The following is a 17,856-nucleotide window of genomic DNA, read 5'->3' on the forward strand; positions in this document are numbered from 1 at the left end:
GGTCGGCGGAAACGTTCATTAGCATACGCGTGCCCGGATTAGAAATCAACATAACCCCTTCTCACCTTTGCCTTTTCCCCTGAGGAAATGACTGTAGAGGGCGCTGGCGCAGATGGTGAGGAACTTGGTGAGATCGCTGTCGCTGCGCGAGGTGAGTATGATGGGGGCGCTGGCGCCCAGGACCACGTTGGCAACCTCGGCCCCCATGGTGAAGACCCAGCTCTTGTAGAGAAAATTCCCCCCCGAGATGTGCGGCACCACGAGGATGTCGGCGCGCCCGGCCACCGGGTTCCCCACCATCCCCTTCTTGGCCACCGCCTCCGGGTAGAGCGCCAAGTCGTAGGAGAGCGGCCCGTAGACGTCGGCCCCCTCCCACTCCCTTTTCGAGAGTGCCTGCTCCAAAAGCGTCGTCGGGATCTTTGCCGACGGCACCTCGTTCGCCTCCAAAAGCGCCACCTTCGGGCGCTCCACCCCGAGGGCGCGGGCCACCTCGATGGCGTTGTCTATGATGTCGACGCCCGAAGCCGCCTCGGCGTGGGCAAAGAGCTCGGGATTTATGGCCGGGTCGGTGAGGAAAACAAGCCGCTCCACCCCGGGAAGCTCGAAGATGCTCACGTTGGAAAGCCGCCTGCCGGTCCCGATCCCCTCTTCCTTGGCGAGCGCTGCCTTGATGATGACGGCGGTGTTGAGCCCCCCCTTCATCAGCATGTCCCCCGCACCCGAACGGATCAGTTCCACGCCGATGCGCGCCGCCTCCCGCTCGGACTCCCCCCCCGGCTCCAGATCGACGAACCGGTACTGCCCCGGGAAGAGAAGGTCCCGGCCGCAGCTCTCTTCTATGCAGGCGCGGTTCCCCACCAGGTACGCCTTTTCCAGGATTCCCTCCTCTATCCCCTTGTTCACCGCGCGCAGCGAGGTGGCGTCGGGACAGACGAGGACCAGGCTCTGCCCCTGGACCAGCCGAGCCGCCTCGATCACGCTCTTCATGCCGTGCCCCTTGGTGAGCTGCAGCATGGAGGCCCCTTTGTAGATGACCGCGACCAGCCGGCAGCTTTCGCTCAAAGAGGAGAGCGCATGCGGCAGTTGCGAGTCGAAATAAAGCGAATCCCCCGCCTCCAGGCGGAACACCTCCCCGGCAACCGTCACCTGCAGCTCGCCGCTCAGAAGGAATAAAAATTCCTCCCCGGCATGGCGGCTCACGTCCTCGCTCCCTTGAGCACCGCGATACACCTCCACCACGAAGGGCTCCAGGTGCCTCCCGGCAAAGGCGGAGGCGAGGCTCTCGTAGTGGAGAAAATTTTTCCGGTCCACGCCGACCCGCTCGCCTACGCCGGTCTTCACCGCCTTTTTCCCGATCTGCTCCGCCCCCCCCAAAAGCTCGGAGATGCCGACCCCGAGAAAGGTGGCCAGCCGCAAGAGCTCGGAGATGCCGGGCGAGAGCCGGTCGGCCAGCACCCGGTCCAGCGTGTCCCGATCCCATCCCAGCGCCTCGCGCACGCTCTCCGGTGCTACCCCCCTCGCCTGCAGCACCGCCTGCAGATTACCCCCTATCTTCATGCCGCTCCCCCCGTGTACTCCTTCGCCTGCTCCTCGCCGTTCATCACCCTTAGGGCCGCGGCCAAAAGCGCCTCGATCTCGTGTTCCCCGGGACGCAGGTACAGCGGCGCGATGAAGCGCACCTTGCGCGTCAACTGCTCCACCAGGCTCGCGCTGTAAGCAACCCCGCCGGTCAGGACGATGCCGTCGACCTCCCCGTCGAGCGCCGCCGCCAAGGCGCCGATTTCCTTGGCCACCTGGTAAATCATGGCATCGACCGCCAGCCGGGCCTTGAGATTCCCCTGCGCCGCCATCCGCTCCACCTCGCGCAGGTCGGGAGAACCCAGATAGGAGAAGAGCCCCCCTCTGCGCGCCACGATGGCCTTGAGTTCGTCCGGGGTGTGAATCCCCTCTTCGATGAGCTGCAACACGCCGATCACCGGGAGCCCTCCGCTTCGCTCCGGCGAGAAGGGGCCGTCGCCGTTCAGGCCGTTGTTGACGTCGACCACCCTCCCCTTCCGGTGCGCCCCCGCCGTAATACCGCTCCCCATGTGCACCACGATCAGGTTGACCTCGTCGTAGCCCCGACCGATCTCCTGGGCTACGTCCCGCGCCACGGCTTTTTGATTCAAGGCGTGGAACATGCTCTTGCGCTCGATCCCCTTAAGCCCGGAGAAGCGGGCCAGCGGCCACATCTCGTCTATGACGGGGGGGTCCACCACGAAAGCGGGAACGCCGTGGAGCTCGGCAAATCCCAGCGCCAGTACCCCCCCCAGGTTCGCCGCATGTTCGCCGCTTACCGCGTCGCGCAGATCCCGCACCAGGGCGTCGTTGACGAGATAGATCCCTCCGGGCACCGGCCGCACCAGCCCGCCGCGCCCCACCACGGCATCGAACCCGCATGCTCCGAAACCTTCCTGTTCCAGGTACTGCCGGACGACCTGCATGCGGTAGTCGAACTGGTCCATGACGGAGGCGAAGCAGCCGATCTCCGGGCGCGGATGCTCGATCCCCCCCTTGGTGGTGAGCCCGTCCTGATACACGCCGATTTTAGTGGATGTGGACCCGGGATCGATGGCCAGTATTCTCATGTGAACCTCGATGCTAGACAATCGCTCTACGGCAGATCATGAATTGCAGGTGACTATATCTTTGTAATGATGCTGCAACAGTTGGCATTATATTGCCGTTAGAATCAGATGCGTTCGATTACTATTACATTGTGATTACAAATATTGTTAACAGTTTATTTCCAGCGCGTCTCTGGATATTGCCAACTTTGTTACGCGATGAATTATCGTTTACATTATAAACGTTCAACTTTTATTGAAAAAGCTAAATTTCTCCTCGGACTTTCGATAGGTTCAATCACCGAACACAAAGGTTCTCCGCATCGAGTGCATCTGCTACAGAAACTTACCGCACACAGCAAAAGGGATAGAGCCGTGGCAGTTGACACAGTTAAGGAAACCATACTGTATCTGACTTTCAAGCTGGAACAATCATGTTCCCCATGAACGAAACGAAATAGTTATAGAGGAGACTGCAGCAATGACCTGGTTCTACAAACTGAACGGAGCGCTGCTTTCAAAAGACGATCGTCTCCGAGCAAGGGAGGAAGCTTTTCGAGGAGTTCAAAAAAAGCAGGCAGGAGTATACCCAGGTGCTAGACCGATTGGTTCCGCTGGCGCAGGCTGACAAGGACGCCGAGGCGATGGCGCTTTTAAACGGCGAGGGCAAAAAGGCGGCGCTGGCCGAGCAGGAAGCCGGCCGCCGCAGCCGCGGCGAAGGGGCAGCGCCTGACCCGTTCCAGCACGGTGCGACCGACGGTCGACCTGAAGCTGGAGGATGAGGCTTTCGAGAGCAACTAGGACTTCCCGCCGCTGCCACCAACAAACAACGCGGCAGCATCGATATCCGATGCTGCCGCGTTTTGTCGCCTGGCATACGGCAAGCCCCACTCTCCCCGCAACTGCACAGACCGTCAACTCCCCACAACCGTTTCAATAGTTGCTCTTGCCGGAGAGCTCCTCGATGTCGACCGCGAACACCAGCGTCCTCGCCAGCGAAGCATCCGGGAAGACGAAGTCCCCCGGTGCGTACTGGGCCATGATGATGGCGAGGCCCCGGCGCTTCTCCTCGGGGTCCTCGAGCACGCGTACGGCCCCGTAGCCGACCACGCTTTCGTATTTCATGCTGAAGTCGCACCCTTTTTCAGCCGCCAGCAGCTCATGGCGGGGGACGACGGTGAAGCAGACACGGCTGCCACACTCTAGCAGGTCCTTTTTTCTCCCCTGCATGGCGCAGTGGAAATACATGATCGAGTCACGGTAACCGTAGTTGAGGGTGACCAGGTAAGGCTCTCCACGGTCCACCATCGCCAGATGACAGACGTCGCCCTTTTCCAGCAGTGCAGATACATGCGCTTCATCCAGTTGCCGCTCTCTCCTTCTCATCTCATGCCGCATTGATCCTCCCTCGGGGTGCTCATAGTCCGGGATAAGCCACCGGTAACAAGGCATAAAGCAGGCTTTGGATTATATCTGAATAATGTGGAAAAAACTTCTCAAATTTTTTCTGTATCTGTCGATACTTTATACAGAAAAGAACCACCGGGCTGTCGACCGGCCCCAAGTCCTATAGCATCAATCCCTGAGAGAGGAGAACAACTATGGCAGTCGAGACTATCACGGAGACTACACAGTATCTGACGTTCAAACTGGAGGACGAGCTCTTCGCACTCGACATCGGGAAGGTGCGTGAAGTGCTCGATTTCACCACCATCACCAAGGTGCCCCAGACGCCGGACTACATGCGCGGTGTCATCAACCTGCGCGGCAGCGTGGTGCCGGTAGTGGACCTGCGCTTGAAGTTCGGGATGGTGATGGCGGAGCAGACGGTAAACACCTGCGTCATCATCGTCGAGGTCGAGCTGGAAGGGGAGCGTGTGGTGATGGGCGCCATGGCAGATGCGGTCCAGGAAGTGCTCGATCTCGAGCCGGACCAGATCGAGCCGCCGCCGCGCATCGGCACGAAGCTCAATACCGAGTTCATCAAGGGGATGGGGAAACACAACGACCAGTTCATCATCATCCTGGACATCGACAAGGTGTTCACCTCCAGCGAGCTGGAACTGGCGCGCGAAGTGGAAGGCGCCGCAGCTTAAGCGCCAAACACAGCGTCAGCAACCAAAAGGCAGCCGGGTCATGCACCCAGGCTGCCTTTTTTGCGTCTGCCTGCCTCACTGGTAAAGGGGGCGGTGCTAATCGAGGGGGATAAACCCGGCGCGGAGTGCGTATTTGGCAAGGGCTGCCATCCCGGAGAGCCCCAGTTTCTTCATGATCTGCTGCCGGTGGGTATCCACCGTCTTCACGTTGATGTTGAGCAGGTACGCCACGTTCTTGGCGTTGCTGCCCTCGGCGATCAGTTGCAGCACTTCCCTTTCCCTCGGGGTAAGCGGTATTTCAGGCTGTATCAGCGATTCGGGAAGGCGCGTGACGTAATACACCTATGATGCCGTGGCAGACGTACATCTCGCCGGCGGCGACCCGCCGCACCGCCTGCACCAGCTCGGCGGAGGCACACTCCTTGAGTAGATATCCACGGGTCCGGCACGAAACGCCTGCGAGACGAAGCGCTTGTCCTTGTGCATGGAGAGAATCAGCACGCGGACCTCGGGATAGCCCGCAAAAAGGCGCTGCGTGGCATCTATGCCGTTCATCCCCGGCATGGTCAGATCCATCAGCACCACATGGGGTGCTGCTTCGGCCACCAGTTCCAACGCTTTCCTGCCGTTATCGGCCTCAGCCACCACGGTCAGATCGGGGAACTGCTCCGTACCCCCTCCCGGACTATGCTGTGATCGTCAACGACCATGACCCTTATCATCTCTTCTCCTGCTTTTTCGCCCTCTGGTACTGTTCGCGTTCTTCGTTATTCCTGTTCCTTATCCAGCAGCCTTGCCAAAGCCTCAAGGCCTGAGTCGCTTGCCTGACCGCGCCTGCGGGAAAGGTCCAGAGCCACGACGGCAAGGTCGCGGTAGAGCCGCGCCATTTCGCCATCCCAAGCTTCGAGCGCTTCCAGTTGCGCCGACACGACGGCCGCGTCTCCGCGCGCGATGGGGCCGGTCAGCGCCTGCACCGTCCCGGTCCTGAAGACGTTCTCCACCGTGGCGCGCACCAAGGGCTCCATGACCTGGAACGCCTGCTCGCGGGGGACCCCTCCCTTTTGGTAGGCCTTGGCGCCGGCCTCGATCAGAGCGGTGAGGTAGTTGCAGACCAGTACGGAACCGGCGTGGTAGATGGTCTTGAACCTGGGGTCGAGGGTGAAGAGCTCGCCCCCGATGGCGCGGAAGGCGCCGCTGAGAAAATCCACCGCCGCCGGGTCCCCTTCGATGCCGCACCAGGTGCCGGCGAAGTCCATGACGCAAAGGTTCGGGTGCGCGAAGCTCTTTACCGGGTGCACGCTGGCAACCGCTGCCCCGAGACGCGCGACCGGCTCCAGTACGGCGCTGGAAAGGGCGCCGCTCAGATGGCAGACGACCGCTCCCGGCTGCACCGCCCCGCTCTCCGCAAGGGACTTGGCGCAGGTGGCGATGGCATCGTCGGAGGCGGCCACCAGGTAGAGGTCGGCCTCGCGCAGTTCCTGCCAGGAAGCCGTCGCCCTCCCCGCCCCGATGAATGCGGCGGCGTCCTTGGCGCTTGGCAGCGAGCGTGTCAGGATATCCCGCGGCTCGAGTATGCCCGCCTCATAAAAAAGGCGGCCGACCGTCTTGCCGACGGCGCCGCAGCCGATGATGCTGAAAGATTTCATATGAGACCACCTCTTGCCGTGAACAGTTCGGTCAGGGTACAGCAAACCTTCGCGCGGTGTCAACGCTGCCGCAAAAACAAACCCCCACCGGTGAGGAGGGGGTTTCAGGGGGGATCTATGATACCGCAGCCGAGCGGCGCGGGTTGAGGTTACGGCTTTTTGCCGTCGGGGTTCAGGCTGTAGTCGTCCCCCTCGACGCACTCGCTTTGCGCCTGGAGAAAGGAGTCGACCTGCGGGTCTCTCACGATTTCGGTGACGCCGTGGTTCACCGACCAGGCGGCGCCGCAGATGCTGCACTCGGTGATTCCTTCCTTGAAACCGTCGGAGTGAAAGTTGGTGTTCACCTGCTTATGGTTCCTGCATACCGGGCATTTCATAGCTCTCTCCTCTCATGGAAGCGGCAGACGATGTCCTTTCATGAAAAAGATTATGACGGGAAATCCAGGCTCCGCAACTGTAAAAACAGGCTCCTGTCGCCGCCATGTTCTCGTTGCCGTCCGTAAGCCTCCCTTTTCGGCCCCGCGTTCGCGCCACCTGAGCTAAAGGCTCGGTTTCTTAGTCTTCGGGCTCGCCGTCCTCCTCCTCGGCTTTACGGGCGGAACCTCTTTTGCCGCCGGCAGGTAAGAGCTCGGATCGGCCGGCTTCAGGCTTCGAAAGTGCGAGGAGACGATTTTCCTGATGATGCCGTCGTTGAAGCGGATGGTCGCCCGGATCTCGTTGACCTCTACGACTTTGCCGACGCCCCATTCTTTGGCAACGGAATGAATAACGACGCTACCACGTTTGACGATCATTGTTATTCCCCTTGGAGGCACTGAAGTAGTTTTCAGACGCGGCTTAGCAACCGGCCTGGAAACAGGTCGAACAGGAAAAGCTGGATGGATATGGATTTTGGTGTAATCAAAAACGGGTACTGAATAGATATGACGAACAGCGTGGAGCCGGCCTGCTTCAGCAGGCACGAACGAAACTATACACCGGAAAAACGAAATGAACAGTGGCTGCCGGGATATTAGTTTCGCAGGACGTTCATGAAGGCTGCGGTCACAGCCCAGGAGGCGTTGTCGGCGGAAGCTGCGGGGGGAGCTCGACGGGCTTCAACTGCTCGGGGGGAATCTGCGGTTCGCCCATGATGATCACCACCGGCCCCCGGAATTTCTGCAAGGCTCCGGTATCTTTGTCGCCCACCACCCAGCGGTAGAGCTTTTTCGCATCCATGAGTAGCGGCCGGTCGGGCTCGCCGTAGTACTCCGCCTGCATCTCCTCGTCGTAGAGGCCGATGCAGCCGTGGGAGGCGGGGTATCCGGGAAGGTCCCTGCCGTGGATCCAGTACGAGGTCCAGCCATCCATCCGCTTGTCGATGTGGAAGCGCAGCCCGTAGTGCATCGGGTAGGCGCGCTCCGTCCCTTCCACCGGGTAGAGGCTCGATTCGTGGACCGGGTCCACCGTGTCGATCTGGTAGCTGCCGTTTTTGAGGCGGTACTCCTCGACCCCCACGGCGACCGGCGCGGAGAATACCAGGCTTCCGTACTCATAGGCGCCCAAGAACATCTCGTTTTGATCGATGAGGATGAGTTGCGGTTGCTTCTCCGCCTCGTAATAAAAGGGAGGCATCGGGTTGAAGCCCCTGATCTCCTCGATCCGCTTGGGTACCTTTATGGACATTCCCGCGATGAAATGGCGCCGGTCCATTCTGTTGAAGCGCAGCCCGTCCTGCCAGAGCTTGCCGAAGATCCGGTAGGGAGTGTCCTTTGAGGTCAGTTTTACACAGTCCCACTCATAGAGATAGTCACTGGGGTAGTGCAGGTCGCATAGGGATTGGAGTTTTTGAACTGCAGCAGAGGGGAGAGAGCATATGCCCACTATCATTACAAGAAAGATGCATGTCCGTATCAAGAGTCTCATCACATGCCTCGTCACGAGACAAAGAAGCTTGGAGACTTTCCTATGGCAGATTCATTCTACCAAAGGGCCAGATAAAGAGGAAGATAGTTCAGCTTGTTTTCACTTGACCCGCCGAAACTATCCGCATATATCTTTGCTGGCTTTCTTGGAGAGTGCTGACAACAACAGCATGCGGACCTGCCGTCTGCATCGATAAAACCGGAGCGATTGTGTCAGAGGTGGAAAAAGGCGATGTAACAGGTGTCATTCTCGTCGGGGGGAAGAGCCGCCGCATGGGTCGTGACAAGGCCTTTCTTGAGGTCGCCGGGAAGCCTCTTTTCCAGCGCGTCCTGGAACTCTTCCAGGAGAGCTTTTCGCGCGTGGTCCTGGCGGGGGGCGCGCCGGAGCGTTTCGCCGGCTACGATCTCCCGGTCCTCCCCGACCTCTATCCCGGATCCCCCCTGGGGGGCATCTATACCGCCTTGAGCCTGGCCGATACCGAGGCCGTTTTCGTCTCCTCCTGCGATCTCCCTTTCCCGAACGCGGCAGTGCTCCGCTATCTCTGCTCCCTAAGCGACGGCTATGCTGCGGTGGTGCCGGAGACGCCCCAGGGGTATGAACCGCTTTTCGCGCTCTACAAGAAGGGGTGCCTGGAGCCGATCCGCTTGCAGTTGGAAAGGGGGGATTTCTGCGCCTACGCCTGGTACCCGGAGGTAAAAGTGCGGCTGGTCCCCCCCGGAGAACTCGCGCCCCTGGACCCGGACGGCACTGCCTTTTGCAACATCAACACGCCCGAGCAGTTCGCGCAACTGGCAGCGGGGACCGGTGGCCGGTGCCCCGCCGGTTGAGGAAGTCGGAAACAGGAGGATCAGAGATGGGGGAAGAGGACAAACAAAAAGCCCCGGCGGGATGCCGGGGCTTTCTTTTTTCTTCAGTTGGGCAGACAGCGTCAGGGGGGCACTGCGCGCACATGGACTTGAAGAGGTTGGTGCTGAGGTAACGATCCCCGCGGTCCGGGACGATGACCACGATCACCCCGGAGGAAAGTTCCGAGGCCAGCTGCAGCGCGCCGAAGACCGCGGCACCGCCCGACATGCCGCAGAAGATCCCCTCGTGGGCCGCGAGAAGCCGGGCCGTTTCGAAGGCGTCGTCGTCTTCCACCACGAGGTTGCGGTGGTAGGCAGCACAGTCGTAGATGGGGGGAACGATCGCCTCCTTCATGTTTTTCAGCCCCTGGATCTTGTGCCCCAGGGTCGGTTCGACCCCTACCACCTGGACCGAGGGCTTTACCTCCTTGAAGTAGGAGGCGAGCCCCATGAGCGTGCCGCTCGTGCCCATTCCCGCCACCACATGCGTTACCTCTCCGCCGGTCTGATGCCATATCTCCGGGCCGGTGGTCTTGTAGTGGGCCAGCACGTTGTTGGGATTGGCGTACTGGTTGGGCATGTAATATTTTGCCGGATCCTCGGCCAGGATCTTGTGGGCCAGCCTGATGGCGCCGTCGGTCGCCTCGCACCCCGGCGAGAGCACGATCTCCGCGCCGTACGCCTCCAGCACGCTGCGCCGCTCCACGCTCACGCACGCGGGCATCACCAGCTTGATCCGGTACCCCCTCGCCGCCGCGATCATCGCCAGGGCTATGCCGGTGTTGCCCGAGGTCGGCTCCAGGATTACCTTGTCCGGCGTCAGTTCGCCGCTCGCCTCGGCGGCCAGTATCATCTGCCGCGCAGGCCGATCCTTTACCGACCCCCCTGGGTTGTTCCCTTCCAGTTTCGCCACTATGCGGACCGCAGGGTTCTTGCACAGGGAGTAGATTTCAGCGACCGGTGTACCACCGATGGAATCCAATAAACTTTGACCTCTCACTGTCAGCCTCGCTTCTCTCAGGAGTGGCAATGACAACCATTCCCGATGAGTTATTTCAAACAGACGCAGCATATCACGCATGGGCTGCAGCCAACAATCAAATATTGGCCTCTCCCTGTATCGATGTACCGCCCCTCTGAAACAGGCTTTAAATTATTGACAGGTCACGGCGCGGGGGCTAGTTTTGCCAGGATCGAGGGAGGTTTCGCCTATGACAGAAAATTCGCCCGGCTTCAGGGCCGGAAAACAGATGAAAGTATATCTGGCCTCGCCTCTAGGCTTCAGCCCGGAGAACGACCATTACCGCGGCAAGGTGAAAGAGCGCCTGAACCAGTTGCATTGCACCGTCTTCGACCCCTGGGACCAAGAGGAGGTCGGGCGGCGCATAGAGGACGCGCTTGGCACAGCTTTCGGCCCGGAGCGCGCCGGCGCCATCGAGGAGGCAGCACGATGCGCCGGCCGGGTCAATGCAGAGGGGATACGCGCGGCGGACGTGGTCCTCGCCGTCTTGGACGGAACCGAGCCCGACAGCGGGACCGTGGCGGAAGTGGGATTCGGAGCGGGGATAGGCAAAAGATGCTTCGGGCTGCGGACCGACATCCGCGATTGCGGCGACCTGCCAGGCCTCCCCCTCAACCTGCAGTTGCTCCATTTCATCGAGTACAGCGGCGGCAGGCTTTTCAGGAGCATCGAGGCAATAGAGTTTTAGTACACTGTCACTGCCACCTTTACCATTGACAAATAAGCGTAAAATTACAAGAATGCACTGACTCAGGCTGCGTAGTTACAGTCAACCTGCTTCTGGAGGTACGACATGATACGGGCGCTCTCGGCATACAAAGCCATCATGGAAGCATCAGCCATTGATAAGCCGGCTAGGAGAGAGGACAAGACAACCTCGGGGCCCGGCGCTCTCGCCTTACTTTCCGACGGCGAGCAAGCAAGCGGCGCAGCTGCTGCAGATCATGACTTCGTCAACATCTCTACCTCCCAGGACGTCTTCAGCGCCGTCGACGACTTCTTCAATCTGGGGAACTCCAACAGGTTCGACGGTTTCCACAACCTCTCCCGCGAGGACAAGGAAAGCTTCGTGAAGATCGTCGCCGAACTGGCAAAGGCCGGGTACATGGGTTATGAGGAACTTAAGGTCAACAACAAGCTGGAAAGGCACGAGATCGCGCACCAGATCGGCGACCAGCGCCTGCGCGGAGCGAAGGTTTACGACGACGCCAACCGGCGCCGGTAGTTGCCCGCTCACCTAAGAAAATCCCCTACCCTCTGACAGTTTCCTCTTCGCCGCCGCCCCGCTTACCCGCCAAAGCCCACCCTTTGCCTGCGGGGCAAGTAGTTTGTTATTGACACCCCCCGCCCTGCGGCGCTAGTTTTGCCGGATTATGAGCGACTCTGCTACAGACAACCAGCCACACGAACAACACCAAACCCCGGGAGAGCGCCAGGCGGCACAGGTCCTGATCTGCTGCGCGATCGGCTTCGTCTGTTTCCTGGGCGCCTACATGCGGATTCCCGTCCTGCCGCTTCTGGCCAGCGGCATCGGCGCCAGCACCACGCAGATCGGCCTGATCAACGCCGCCTTCATGCTTTCCGCGGGGCTTCTGGCCGTACCCTCCGGGCTGATATCGGACAAGGTCGGCATCACCCCGGTCCTTCTTGCCGGACTGGCGCTGATGAGCGCGGCGTCGCTACTCATCCCGCTAAGCGGCAACTGGGTCGCACTGGGCGCCATCTACCTCGTCTTCGGCGTCGGGCTCGCCGCCTTCACCCCGACCATGATGTCCTCGGTTGCGAGGATCGTCCCGCGCTCGCACGTCGGCCGCGCCTACAGTTGGTACACGACCGCCGTCTACCTCGCCATGACCATCGGCCCGGCCGCCGGCGGCTGGTTCGGGCAGAGGCTCGGGTTCAGGCAGGTCTTCCTGGTTTCCGGCGTGCTGATCGCCGTGGCGCTGATAGCGGTCCTTTGCTTTCTCCCCAAGGACACCCACGCCACCCACCGCACCCACGGCGAAGGCCAGCATCCGCCAAGCTCCATATTCTCCAACGGGCGGCTCATGGCCGCGCTCGCCGGGACCTTGGGCGGCTGTTTCGGCTTCGGCATGTACCTCTCCTTTCTCCCCCTGCATGCGCGCGCGGCGGGGCTGAGCGTCGACCAGATAGGAATCGTCTTCGCGGCCCAAGCCTTGGTCAACGTCCTCTTGCGCATCCCGTTCGGGCATTTGAGCGACCGCATCGACCGCGGCGCCATGTCCGGCATCGGCCTCGTCGTCTGCGCCGTCGCCCTCGCCCTGACCGGCGCCAGCCACACCCTCGCCGCCATGATCCTCGGCGCCTGTCTTCTCGGGGCCGGGATGGGGACCAGTTTCACCGCGCTGAGTTCGCTGGTGGCGATCGTGATGCCTGCCGGCCAGCGCGGCCTGGGGATGGGGCTTTACAACAGCTGCGTCTATCTGGGCATGATGCTCAGTTCCGCCACCATGGGGGTGGTGATCAAAAGGACCGGCTTTGCCACCGGGTTTCTGGCCGCCGGTTGCATCACCTTTGCGGCGACCTTGCTGTTTCTGCTCCTGTACCGAGGTAGCACCTCGAAAGAAAAATAAGCCCGGACGCACCTGCCCGATATCGAGCCGTTATCCCATGTGATGCTTAAATCAAAATGCAAAAGGAGAACTTCGGATGAAAAAGACAGCCGCACTTGCCGCACTCTCCGCACTGGTCCTCACCCTGCTGTTCGTTAACAGCGCCTGCGCGGAACTCACCAAGATATCCAACAACGTCTATTCCTACGTCGGCGTAAAGGATGCATCCCCCGGCAACAGCTTCGCCGCCAACGCAGGGATCGTCATCGGGCGGGACGGTGTCCTCGTCGTCGACACGCTGATCTCCGCCAAAGAAGGAAAGCGTTTCCTGGCCGACATCCGCAAGGTCACCAATAAGCCGATCAAGTACGTCGTCAACACCCACACCCATCTCGACCACGCCCTGGGGAACTGCGTCTTCGCCAATCTGGGCGCCGCCATCATCTCCCACCAGGCGGAGCGGGCCAGTTTAGAGGCGAACGGGCCGCTGATGCTGCGCAACATCGGGAGCAAGGGGCTGAAACCTGAGGACGTGGCCGGTACCGAGGTCGTGCTCCCTAACCTCGCCTTCAGCGATCAGATGCTGATAGACCTGGGAGGGGAGGAGATCCGGCTGATCCGTTTGTCGCCCTCGCACACCGCCGGAAGCATCGTGGTCTACCTCCCGACGCAGAAGATCCTTTTCAGCGGCGACATCCTCTTCACCGATTTCCATCCCTTTCTTGCCGACGGCGATTTCAAAGGGTGGATCGGCAGCATCGACAAACTGCTCGACATGGAGATCGACGGCATCATCCCGGGGCACGGCCCGCTTTCCACCAAGAAGGACCTCCGGGACATGAAGAATTACATCGTCCTGTTCGACAAGAGGGCGCGGGAGCTGGCCACGAAATCGCAGGATTCCCAGGTCATTTCCGCGCAGTTATTGAAAGAACTGCCGAAGCGCTCCATGGCTGAATGGATGGTGAACTACAACGTGCTCAGCAGGTACATCGGGAAAAACTAGGCGCAGCACTGCGCCGCCAAGCGACGACAGAAAAAGGGGACAGGCTACTTTTCGATTCGAAAAAGTAGCCTGTCCCCTTTTATCTTCCAGTCACCTGTTTGTCCTTACTCCACTCACTGTAGCGCCACGCCTGCGCTCTTTAGCAGTCTTTTCAGGATGTTATCTGTTTTTATACAAAAAGGGGGACAGGCTACTTTTTGATTATAAAAAGTAGCCTGTCCCCTTTTGTTTCAGGAGAACTCTTTTTTCAGGAATTCCAGGATAAGCTCGTTGACCAGGCCCGGTTGCTCCTGGTGCACGAAATGACCGGCAGACGGAATGATGTGTTTTTCGAAATGCCCCTTAAAAGCGCTTTCCATGCCGGCTACGGTCTCCGCGCCGATGCAGCCGTCGTCGGCACCGTGCAGGTGCAGGGCCGGAACCGGAACGGGTTCGGCCAAGCGCCTGCGAAGGGGGGCTAGCTCCGGCTGCTGCAGAGCCGGGTTGAACTGGGAACGGTAATAGCCCAAAGCGGCCTTCAGTACGGAAGGGGCTCGGAACGCCGCCTTCACCTCGTACATCACTTCTTGCGGGCAATCCCATCCCGGCGACCATTCCCGCCGCAGCTCTTCAAGGAACCTGAAATCGTCGTTGGCCATGGCCCTTTCCGCAATGGGGAGCTGGAAAAAATACATGTACCATGAACGCCGCTGCTGGATGGGGCTCGTCAACAGCGCCCGCGCAAAATTATCCGCCGTAGGAACTGCCATGGTGACGATTCCGGCCACTTTCTCCGGAGCCATTATCGCCGCGCCGCGCACCACGGCGCCCCCCCAGTCATGACCTATCAGAGCCGCCGTCTTGTCGGTCAGCCGGTCTATCAGCGCCAGCAGATCCTGGACCAGTACGGCAACCTCGAAGGGCCCGTCCGATGCGACATCCAAAGGGGAATACCCACGCAAGCAGGGGGCGACCACGCGGTAGCCGCTTTCGGCCAGAGCCTTCATCTGGTGGCGGAAAGAGAGCGGCAGATCCGGAAAGCCGTGGATGGCTATGGCTAACGCCCCCTCGCCCGCTTCGAGAGCCTGCACGGTGCGCCCGTTGGCCTCAACGGCCAGCGGCCTGATACCTGCGTTACCCGTCGTCCCTTTTGTACCTTTTGCTGTCATGTCTTCAGCCTCCTTGTTTGGTGATGTCTATTAGACGCAACCGGAGGCAAAAAGTTACATTTCAATCAGCAGAAAATACCCCATTCCTTGCTTTCAATCCCTTCGCGGATTCTCTTAACGTAGGTTTCGTCTGCGTTTTTCCGACAACTACTCTGGTAGATGACGCGCAACGCCTTCATCGCACCGATATCTTCCTTTACCTGCACCATATCGGCGGAAGACGAAGCGGCTGCAGCCTCCGCGCTGAACCACCCCTGTGACACCCCGAACCTCACCCACTGCTTGCACGAGCAACTCCCCGACTTGTTGATAAGTTGGCACCGGTCGTCCATATAGCCAAACCAGCGCGCCTTGGCGCGGTGCAGGGAGGTTTTCACCGAAGCTACCGAACATTCCAGGATCTCGGCGACCAGCTTGTGAGGCAACCCCAGGGTGATGGCCAGGCAAAAGACCTTGCGCTGTTCGAGCGGAAGGCATTCGGTCAAGCTGTGCAGGCATTTGTCTCTGGCTAGATTCGCCAAAAGCGCAGTTTCAGGGTTGTTGTCGGGATTTGGGTCGAGCACTTCTTCCAGAAGGTAGCCCAAGTCCTCGGTAAGCGCGGGAACGGGGAGTTTGGCCCGCTGCCTCAGGTAGTCCTTGGAAACGTTGATGGCGATGCGGTAGATCCAGGTGGAGAAAGCGCACTCCTCGCGGAAGGTATGGTAGGAACGAAACGCCTTGAGAAAAGCCTCCTGGGTCACTTCCTCGGCGTCGGCAATATTTCCCGTAAGCCCCAAGGCGAGCTTGTACACCAGGTCCAGGTTGTCGCGGTACAACTGGTCGAACAGCTCGGGGAGAACCTTCAGATTGTTTCGATCGGTTTGTTCCGGCACGCTCAGGCTCGTCACCGCGCTTTATGAGCCAGGATCACCTCGGAAGGAAATAGCATCTGCTGATGGTACTCCCTCACCTCGACCGTGAAACCGTGCTGTTTCAGCTTGTCGGCCAGCCGCACCCCGCGGCACCCTCCCATGGTTTTGGGAGATAGCCGGTAAACGAAGTCGTAGAGCCGGCTGGGCAGACTCTCGCCGACCGTCATGTTGACCAGGATGAGCCTGCCGCCGCTTTTGAGAACACGCCGGAACTCTGCCAGTACTCTATCCATGTCATCGTAAGGAATCAGGTCGAACATGTAATTGTTGACGAGCAAGTCTGCGCACCCCGTTTCTACAGGAAGGTCGAACGCAGTGCCGATAGTGAGGTCGTAATGGACGCCTGAGAGCTTCTTCAAGCGGTTCTTCGCCTTCTCCAGCATGCCGGCGGACAGATCGATTCCGGTGTTGCGGCCGTTTGGGTTTCGCTTCACGATCTCGTTAAAAGCAAGTCCCGTCCCTACCGCTACCTCCACAATTCTTTGGCCATCTTCGATCTCGGCAAGCTCAATCGCCCGATGCCTGGCACGTGACTCGGCAAGATTCCCCCAAATGTCGTAGATGCTCGACAGCCTGTCGTACACGCTTCCGATTTGGTCCTGGGAAATCCTTGCGTCGAGCATCCCTTTGGCATAGGGGGATACCGTGCCACTGCAACAGAAAACACTACAGCATGAGAGCTTCATGGTTTCTCCTTTTGTTCCCCTGGGGAGAGATCCCCTAGTGCATGAAGTTGCTCTGCACCAAGGCCGCCACCAGGGATATCGATACCGTCGCGATCAGGAACAGGAGCAGGTTCGTCATGGTGAAGTACTTGCGCTGAAACTTCTTCCAGGGAGTCAGTAAAACTGCCTTGCAGAAAGGACAGCTCTGCGCAGCTTTGCTTACAGGCGCACTGCATGACGGGCAGTTGGCAAGGTCGGAAGTGATACGGCGCTCGCCCCGGGTCCTGTTGCCCACCGCACTGACCGTCTTATTTTGATCTTTTGACTTACTGGCATAGCTTACCGAGCATGTGATGGTGTGGTACATCCTCTCGATGATGGCCAGCTGCTCGCGAGCCACCTCCTTGATACTCGGGTCGATAGAGTTGAATTCCGCCTTGTACTTCCGCACCAGCCGCTCGTACGTTTCTTCAATCAGCTGAGGGGAGTCGCTGATACAGACTCCCAAGGCTTGGTAGCAAAGGCTGGTGTCGAGGACCTCCTGGTTTTGTCCGCCGTACATGATTCGTCTCCTTTAGGCATAAAAGTGCATCATAGACAAGGTAAGAACCCTATCATTCAATAAAGTTCAGCGAATATACCTAAATGTTTACAATTAGAAAAGAAAAATATGCGGCTGCACAAGGTTGCTTGCTTCAAGCTCTGTCAAAACAAGTTCTCCGTCGATAAACAGGCATCGATCTCCTCCATTGAGTCGATGGCGTTACAGGAATACAGCTAAAGTCCTGTAGTTTTTTATCCGAAGACTTCTGACAGGGTGGTACTGCACACGTAGTAGCAATGGAGTTCACTTGCAATGGCAGCTTTGGTCTTTGTCTGGGGTTGAAGCTTCTCTTGGAGATCATTCGTGCGGAATAATCAGCAGGTAACACGCTTGATCCTATCTGGAGCGGAAACGCCGGAGATGCACTCCGGCCAGCGAGGATTCAGCCTGATCGAACTACTCACAGTCGTAGCTATCATCGGCATACTGGCGGCTATAGCTCTACCTGCGTTCTCCGACTATGTCTACAAGGCGCGCGTCGCCCGCTGCAAAGCAGAGATCGTGACGCTGCAAACCTCGATCACGGCCTATAAAATCAGCAACAACCACCAGCCGGATACACTGGCAGAGGCAGGCTACGAGAACCTTCTGGACCCTTGGGGGCATCCTTATCGATACCTGAACATCGCAGACGGCTCGGTAAAAGGTAAAGGGAGTTTCCGAAAGGACCGCTTCCTCAATCCCCTCAACTCGGATTTCGACCTCTACAGCATGGGTGCGGACGGCTTGAGCCGCACCCCGCTAAGCGCCGCGGAAAGCCATGACGACGTCATTCGTGCCAGCAATGGCGGGTTTATCGGCCTGGCATCGGATTTCTAGCAGGGGGCGGG

General features: G+C 59.4%; 22 protein-coding genes. 8 read left to right on the plus strand and 14 right to left on the minus strand.

All coding sequences use genetic code 11. The features are described 5' to 3' along the window. Positions 1–45: 45 nt before the first annotated feature. Both GBEM_RS15740 and buk read right to left on the minus strand, forming a co-directional pair. Positions 46–1,557 (minus strand): phosphate acyltransferase, encoded by a 1,512-nt coding sequence (locus tag GBEM_RS15740; RefSeq protein ID WP_012531586.1) that lies wholly within the window; start codon positions 1,555–1,557, stop codon positions 46–48. Then, a complete protein-coding gene (gene buk, locus GBEM_RS15745; protein ID WP_012531587.1) occupies positions 1,554–2,627 on the minus strand; it encodes a butyrate kinase in 1,074 nt (357 codons plus the stop codon). Before buk ends, GBEM_RS15740 begins: the two co-directional genes overlap by 4 nt. Before the next feature lie 506 nt (positions 2,628–3,133). On the opposite strand from buk, the gene GBEM_RS20935 reads away from it, so the two are divergent. Beyond that, positions 3,134–3,388 carry an MCP four helix bundle domain-containing protein gene (locus tag GBEM_RS20935; protein ID WP_226373978.1) on the plus strand — a complete coding sequence of 85 codons (255 nt, stop codon included), beginning with the start codon at positions 3,134–3,136 and terminating at the stop codon, positions 3,386–3,388. Between the two features lie 151 nt (positions 3,389–3,539). Here the strand turns inward: GBEM_RS20935 and GBEM_RS15755 are convergent, their stop codons facing one another. Then, complete coding sequence (locus tag GBEM_RS15755; RefSeq protein WP_012531589.1) at positions 3,540–4,004, minus strand: pyridoxamine 5'-phosphate oxidase family protein; 465 nt, start codon at positions 4,002–4,004, stop codon at positions 3,540–3,542. 203 nt (positions 4,005–4,207) lie between these two features. Here GBEM_RS15755 and GBEM_RS15760 point away from each other — a divergent pair, with 203 nt between their 5' ends. Then, complete coding sequence (locus GBEM_RS15760) at positions 4,208–4,702, plus strand: chemotaxis protein CheW (RefSeq protein ID WP_012531590.1); 495 nt, start codon at positions 4,208–4,210, stop codon at positions 4,700–4,702. Positions 4,703–4,798: 96 nt separating this feature from the next. Here the strand turns inward: GBEM_RS15760 and GBEM_RS21850 are convergent, their stop codons facing one another. The 6 genes from GBEM_RS21850 to GBEM_RS15785 form a co-directional block, all read right to left on the minus strand. Beyond that, positions 4,799–5,044 carry a response regulator transcription factor gene (locus GBEM_RS21850; RefSeq protein WP_226373876.1) on the minus strand — a complete coding sequence of 82 codons (246 nt, stop codon included), beginning with the start codon at positions 5,042–5,044 and terminating at the stop codon, positions 4,799–4,801. Further along, the gene (locus tag GBEM_RS21855) at positions 5,045–5,308 is read right to left on the minus strand and encodes a response regulator (RefSeq protein WP_264175536.1); all 264 of its coding nucleotides are present in this window, start codon (positions 5,306–5,308) and stop codon (positions 5,045–5,047) included. A gap of 161 nt (positions 5,309–5,469) precedes the next feature. After that, the gene (locus GBEM_RS15770) at positions 5,470–6,348 is read right to left on the minus strand and encodes a Rossmann-like and DUF2520 domain-containing protein (RefSeq protein WP_012531591.1); all 879 of its coding nucleotides are present in this window, start codon (positions 6,346–6,348) and stop codon (positions 5,470–5,472) included. 149 nt (positions 6,349–6,497) lie between these two features. Continuing rightward, positions 6,498–6,725 (minus strand): hypothetical protein, encoded by a 228-nt coding sequence (locus GBEM_RS15775; protein WP_012531592.1) that lies wholly within the window; start codon positions 6,723–6,725, stop codon positions 6,498–6,500. A 162-nt stretch (positions 6,726–6,887) separates the two neighbouring features. After that, on the minus strand, positions 6,888–7,142 hold the full coding sequence (locus GBEM_RS15780) for a DUF3553 domain-containing protein (RefSeq protein ID WP_012531593.1): 255 nt from the start codon (positions 7,140–7,142) through the stop codon (positions 6,888–6,890). Positions 7,143–7,392: 250 nt separating this feature from the next. Continuing rightward, entirely contained in the window at positions 7,393–8,253 is an 861-nt protein-coding gene (locus GBEM_RS15785) for a L,D-transpeptidase (RefSeq protein WP_012531594.1), read from the minus strand. A 218-nt stretch (positions 8,254–8,471) separates the two neighbouring features. Between GBEM_RS15785 and mobA the strand changes: the two genes are divergently transcribed. Beyond that, the gene (gene mobA / locus GBEM_RS15790; RefSeq protein WP_318842314.1) at positions 8,472–9,080 is read left to right on the plus strand and encodes a molybdenum cofactor guanylyltransferase; all 609 of its coding nucleotides are present in this window, start codon (positions 8,472–8,474) and stop codon (positions 9,078–9,080) included. Here mobA and GBEM_RS15795 read toward each other — a convergent pair. Beyond that, on the minus strand, positions 9,016–10,080 hold the full coding sequence (locus GBEM_RS15795) for a cysteine synthase family protein (RefSeq protein ID WP_318842302.1): 1,065 nt from the start codon (positions 10,078–10,080) through the stop codon (positions 9,016–9,018). The two genes, mobA and GBEM_RS15795, sit on opposite strands and share 65 nt — an antisense overlap. Before the next feature lie 268 nt (positions 10,081–10,348). Here GBEM_RS15795 and GBEM_RS15800 point away from each other — a divergent pair, with 268 nt between their 5' ends. The 4 genes from GBEM_RS15800 (at position 10,349) to GBEM_RS15815 (ending at position 13,698) form a co-directional block, all read left to right on the plus strand. Further along, entirely contained in the window at positions 10,349–10,807 is a 459-nt protein-coding gene (locus GBEM_RS15800) for a nucleoside 2-deoxyribosyltransferase (protein ID WP_041263347.1), read from the plus strand. 105 nt (positions 10,808–10,912) lie between these two features. Next, positions 10,913–11,344 carry a hypothetical protein gene (locus GBEM_RS15805; RefSeq protein ID WP_012531598.1) on the plus strand — a complete coding sequence of 144 codons (432 nt, stop codon included), beginning with the start codon at positions 10,913–10,915 and terminating at the stop codon, positions 11,342–11,344. A gap of 148 nt (positions 11,345–11,492) precedes the next feature. Next, on the plus strand, positions 11,493–12,713 hold the full coding sequence (locus tag GBEM_RS15810; RefSeq protein WP_012531599.1) for an MFS transporter: 1,221 nt from the start codon (positions 11,493–11,495) through the stop codon (positions 12,711–12,713). A 76-nt stretch (positions 12,714–12,789) separates the two neighbouring features. Then, on the plus strand, positions 12,790–13,698 hold the full coding sequence (locus GBEM_RS15815; RefSeq protein WP_012531600.1) for an MBL fold metallo-hydrolase: 909 nt from the start codon (positions 12,790–12,792) through the stop codon (positions 13,696–13,698). 230 nt (positions 13,699–13,928) lie between these two features. Here GBEM_RS15815 and GBEM_RS15820 read toward each other — a convergent pair whose 3' ends face one another. The 4 genes from GBEM_RS15820 to GBEM_RS15835 form a co-directional block, all read right to left on the minus strand. Then, complete coding sequence (locus GBEM_RS15820; RefSeq protein WP_012531601.1) at positions 13,929–14,846, minus strand: alpha/beta fold hydrolase; 918 nt, start codon at positions 14,844–14,846, stop codon at positions 13,929–13,931. A gap of 65 nt (positions 14,847–14,911) precedes the next feature. Next, positions 14,912–15,718 (minus strand): RNA polymerase sigma factor, encoded by an 807-nt coding sequence (locus GBEM_RS15825; protein WP_012531602.1) that lies wholly within the window; start codon positions 15,716–15,718, stop codon positions 14,912–14,914. Between the two features lie 11 nt (positions 15,719–15,729). After that, positions 15,730–16,443, minus strand: coding sequence for a class I SAM-dependent methyltransferase (locus GBEM_RS15830; RefSeq protein ID WP_012531603.1), 714 nt, complete (start codon positions 16,441–16,443; stop codon positions 15,730–15,732). Positions 16,444–16,477: 34 nt separating this feature from the next. Further along, the gene (locus GBEM_RS15835; RefSeq protein WP_012531604.1) at positions 16,478–16,984 is read right to left on the minus strand and encodes a zinc ribbon domain-containing protein; all 507 of its coding nucleotides are present in this window, start codon (positions 16,982–16,984) and stop codon (positions 16,478–16,480) included. A gap of 345 nt (positions 16,985–17,329) precedes the next feature. Here GBEM_RS15835 and GBEM_RS15840 point away from each other — a divergent pair, with 345 nt between their 5' ends. Then, on the plus strand, positions 17,330–17,845 hold the full coding sequence (locus tag GBEM_RS15840) for a prepilin-type N-terminal cleavage/methylation domain-containing protein (protein WP_012531605.1): 516 nt from the start codon (positions 17,330–17,332) through the stop codon (positions 17,843–17,845). The last annotated feature ends 11 nt before the right edge of the window (positions 17,846–17,856 follow it).

The organism is Citrifermentans bemidjiense Bem (assembly GCF_000020725.1).
Classification (GTDB): domain Bacteria; phylum Desulfobacterota; class Desulfuromonadia; order Geobacterales; family Geobacteraceae; genus Geomonas; species Geomonas bemidjiensis.

Bases quoted from the DNA above. Each gene is read 5' to 3' on its own strand.
- GBEM_RS15740 (WP_012531586.1), bottom strand. From the start codon at position 1,557: ATGAAGATAGGGGGTAATCTGCAGGCGGTGCTGCAGGCGAGGGGGGTA.
- buk (WP_012531587.1), bottom strand. From the start codon at position 2,627: ATGAGAATACTGGCCATCGATCCCGGGTCCACATCCACTAAAATCGGC.
- GBEM_RS15755 (WP_012531589.1), bottom strand. From the start codon at position 4,004: ATGCGGCATGAGATGAGAAGGAGAGAGCGGCAACTGGATGAAGCGCAT.
- GBEM_RS15760 (WP_012531590.1), top strand. From the start codon at position 4,208: ATGGCAGTCGAGACTATCACGGAGACTACACAGTATCTGACGTTCAAA.
- GBEM_RS15770 (WP_012531591.1), bottom strand. From the start codon at position 6,348: ATGAAATCTTTCAGCATCATCGGCTGCGGCGCCGTCGGCAAGACGGTC.
- GBEM_RS15775 (WP_012531592.1), bottom strand. From the start codon at position 6,725: ATGAAATGCCCGGTATGCAGGAACCATAAGCAGGTGAACACCAACTTT.
- GBEM_RS15780 (WP_012531593.1), bottom strand. From the start codon at position 7,142: ATGATCGTCAAACGTGGTAGCGTCGTTATTCATTCCGTTGCCAAAGAA.
- GBEM_RS15785 (WP_012531594.1), bottom strand. From the start codon at position 8,253: ATGAGACTCTTGATACGGACATGCATCTTTCTTGTAATGATAGTGGGC.
- GBEM_RS15800 (WP_041263347.1), top strand. From the start codon at position 10,349: ATGAAAGTATATCTGGCCTCGCCTCTAGGCTTCAGCCCGGAGAACGAC.
- GBEM_RS15805 (WP_012531598.1), top strand. From the start codon at position 10,913: ATGATACGGGCGCTCTCGGCATACAAAGCCATCATGGAAGCATCAGCC.
- GBEM_RS15810 (WP_012531599.1), top strand. From the start codon at position 11,493: ATGAGCGACTCTGCTACAGACAACCAGCCACACGAACAACACCAAACC.
- GBEM_RS15815 (WP_012531600.1), top strand. From the start codon at position 12,790: ATGAAAAAGACAGCCGCACTTGCCGCACTCTCCGCACTGGTCCTCACC.
- GBEM_RS15820 (WP_012531601.1), bottom strand. From the start codon at position 14,846: ATGACAGCAAAAGGTACAAAAGGGACGACGGGTAACGCAGGTATCAGG.
- GBEM_RS15830 (WP_012531603.1), bottom strand. From the start codon at position 16,443: ATGAAGCTCTCATGCTGTAGTGTTTTCTGTTGCAGTGGCACGGTATCC.
- GBEM_RS15835 (WP_012531604.1), bottom strand. From the start codon at position 16,984: ATGTACGGCGGACAAAACCAGGAGGTCCTCGACACCAGCCTTTGCTAC.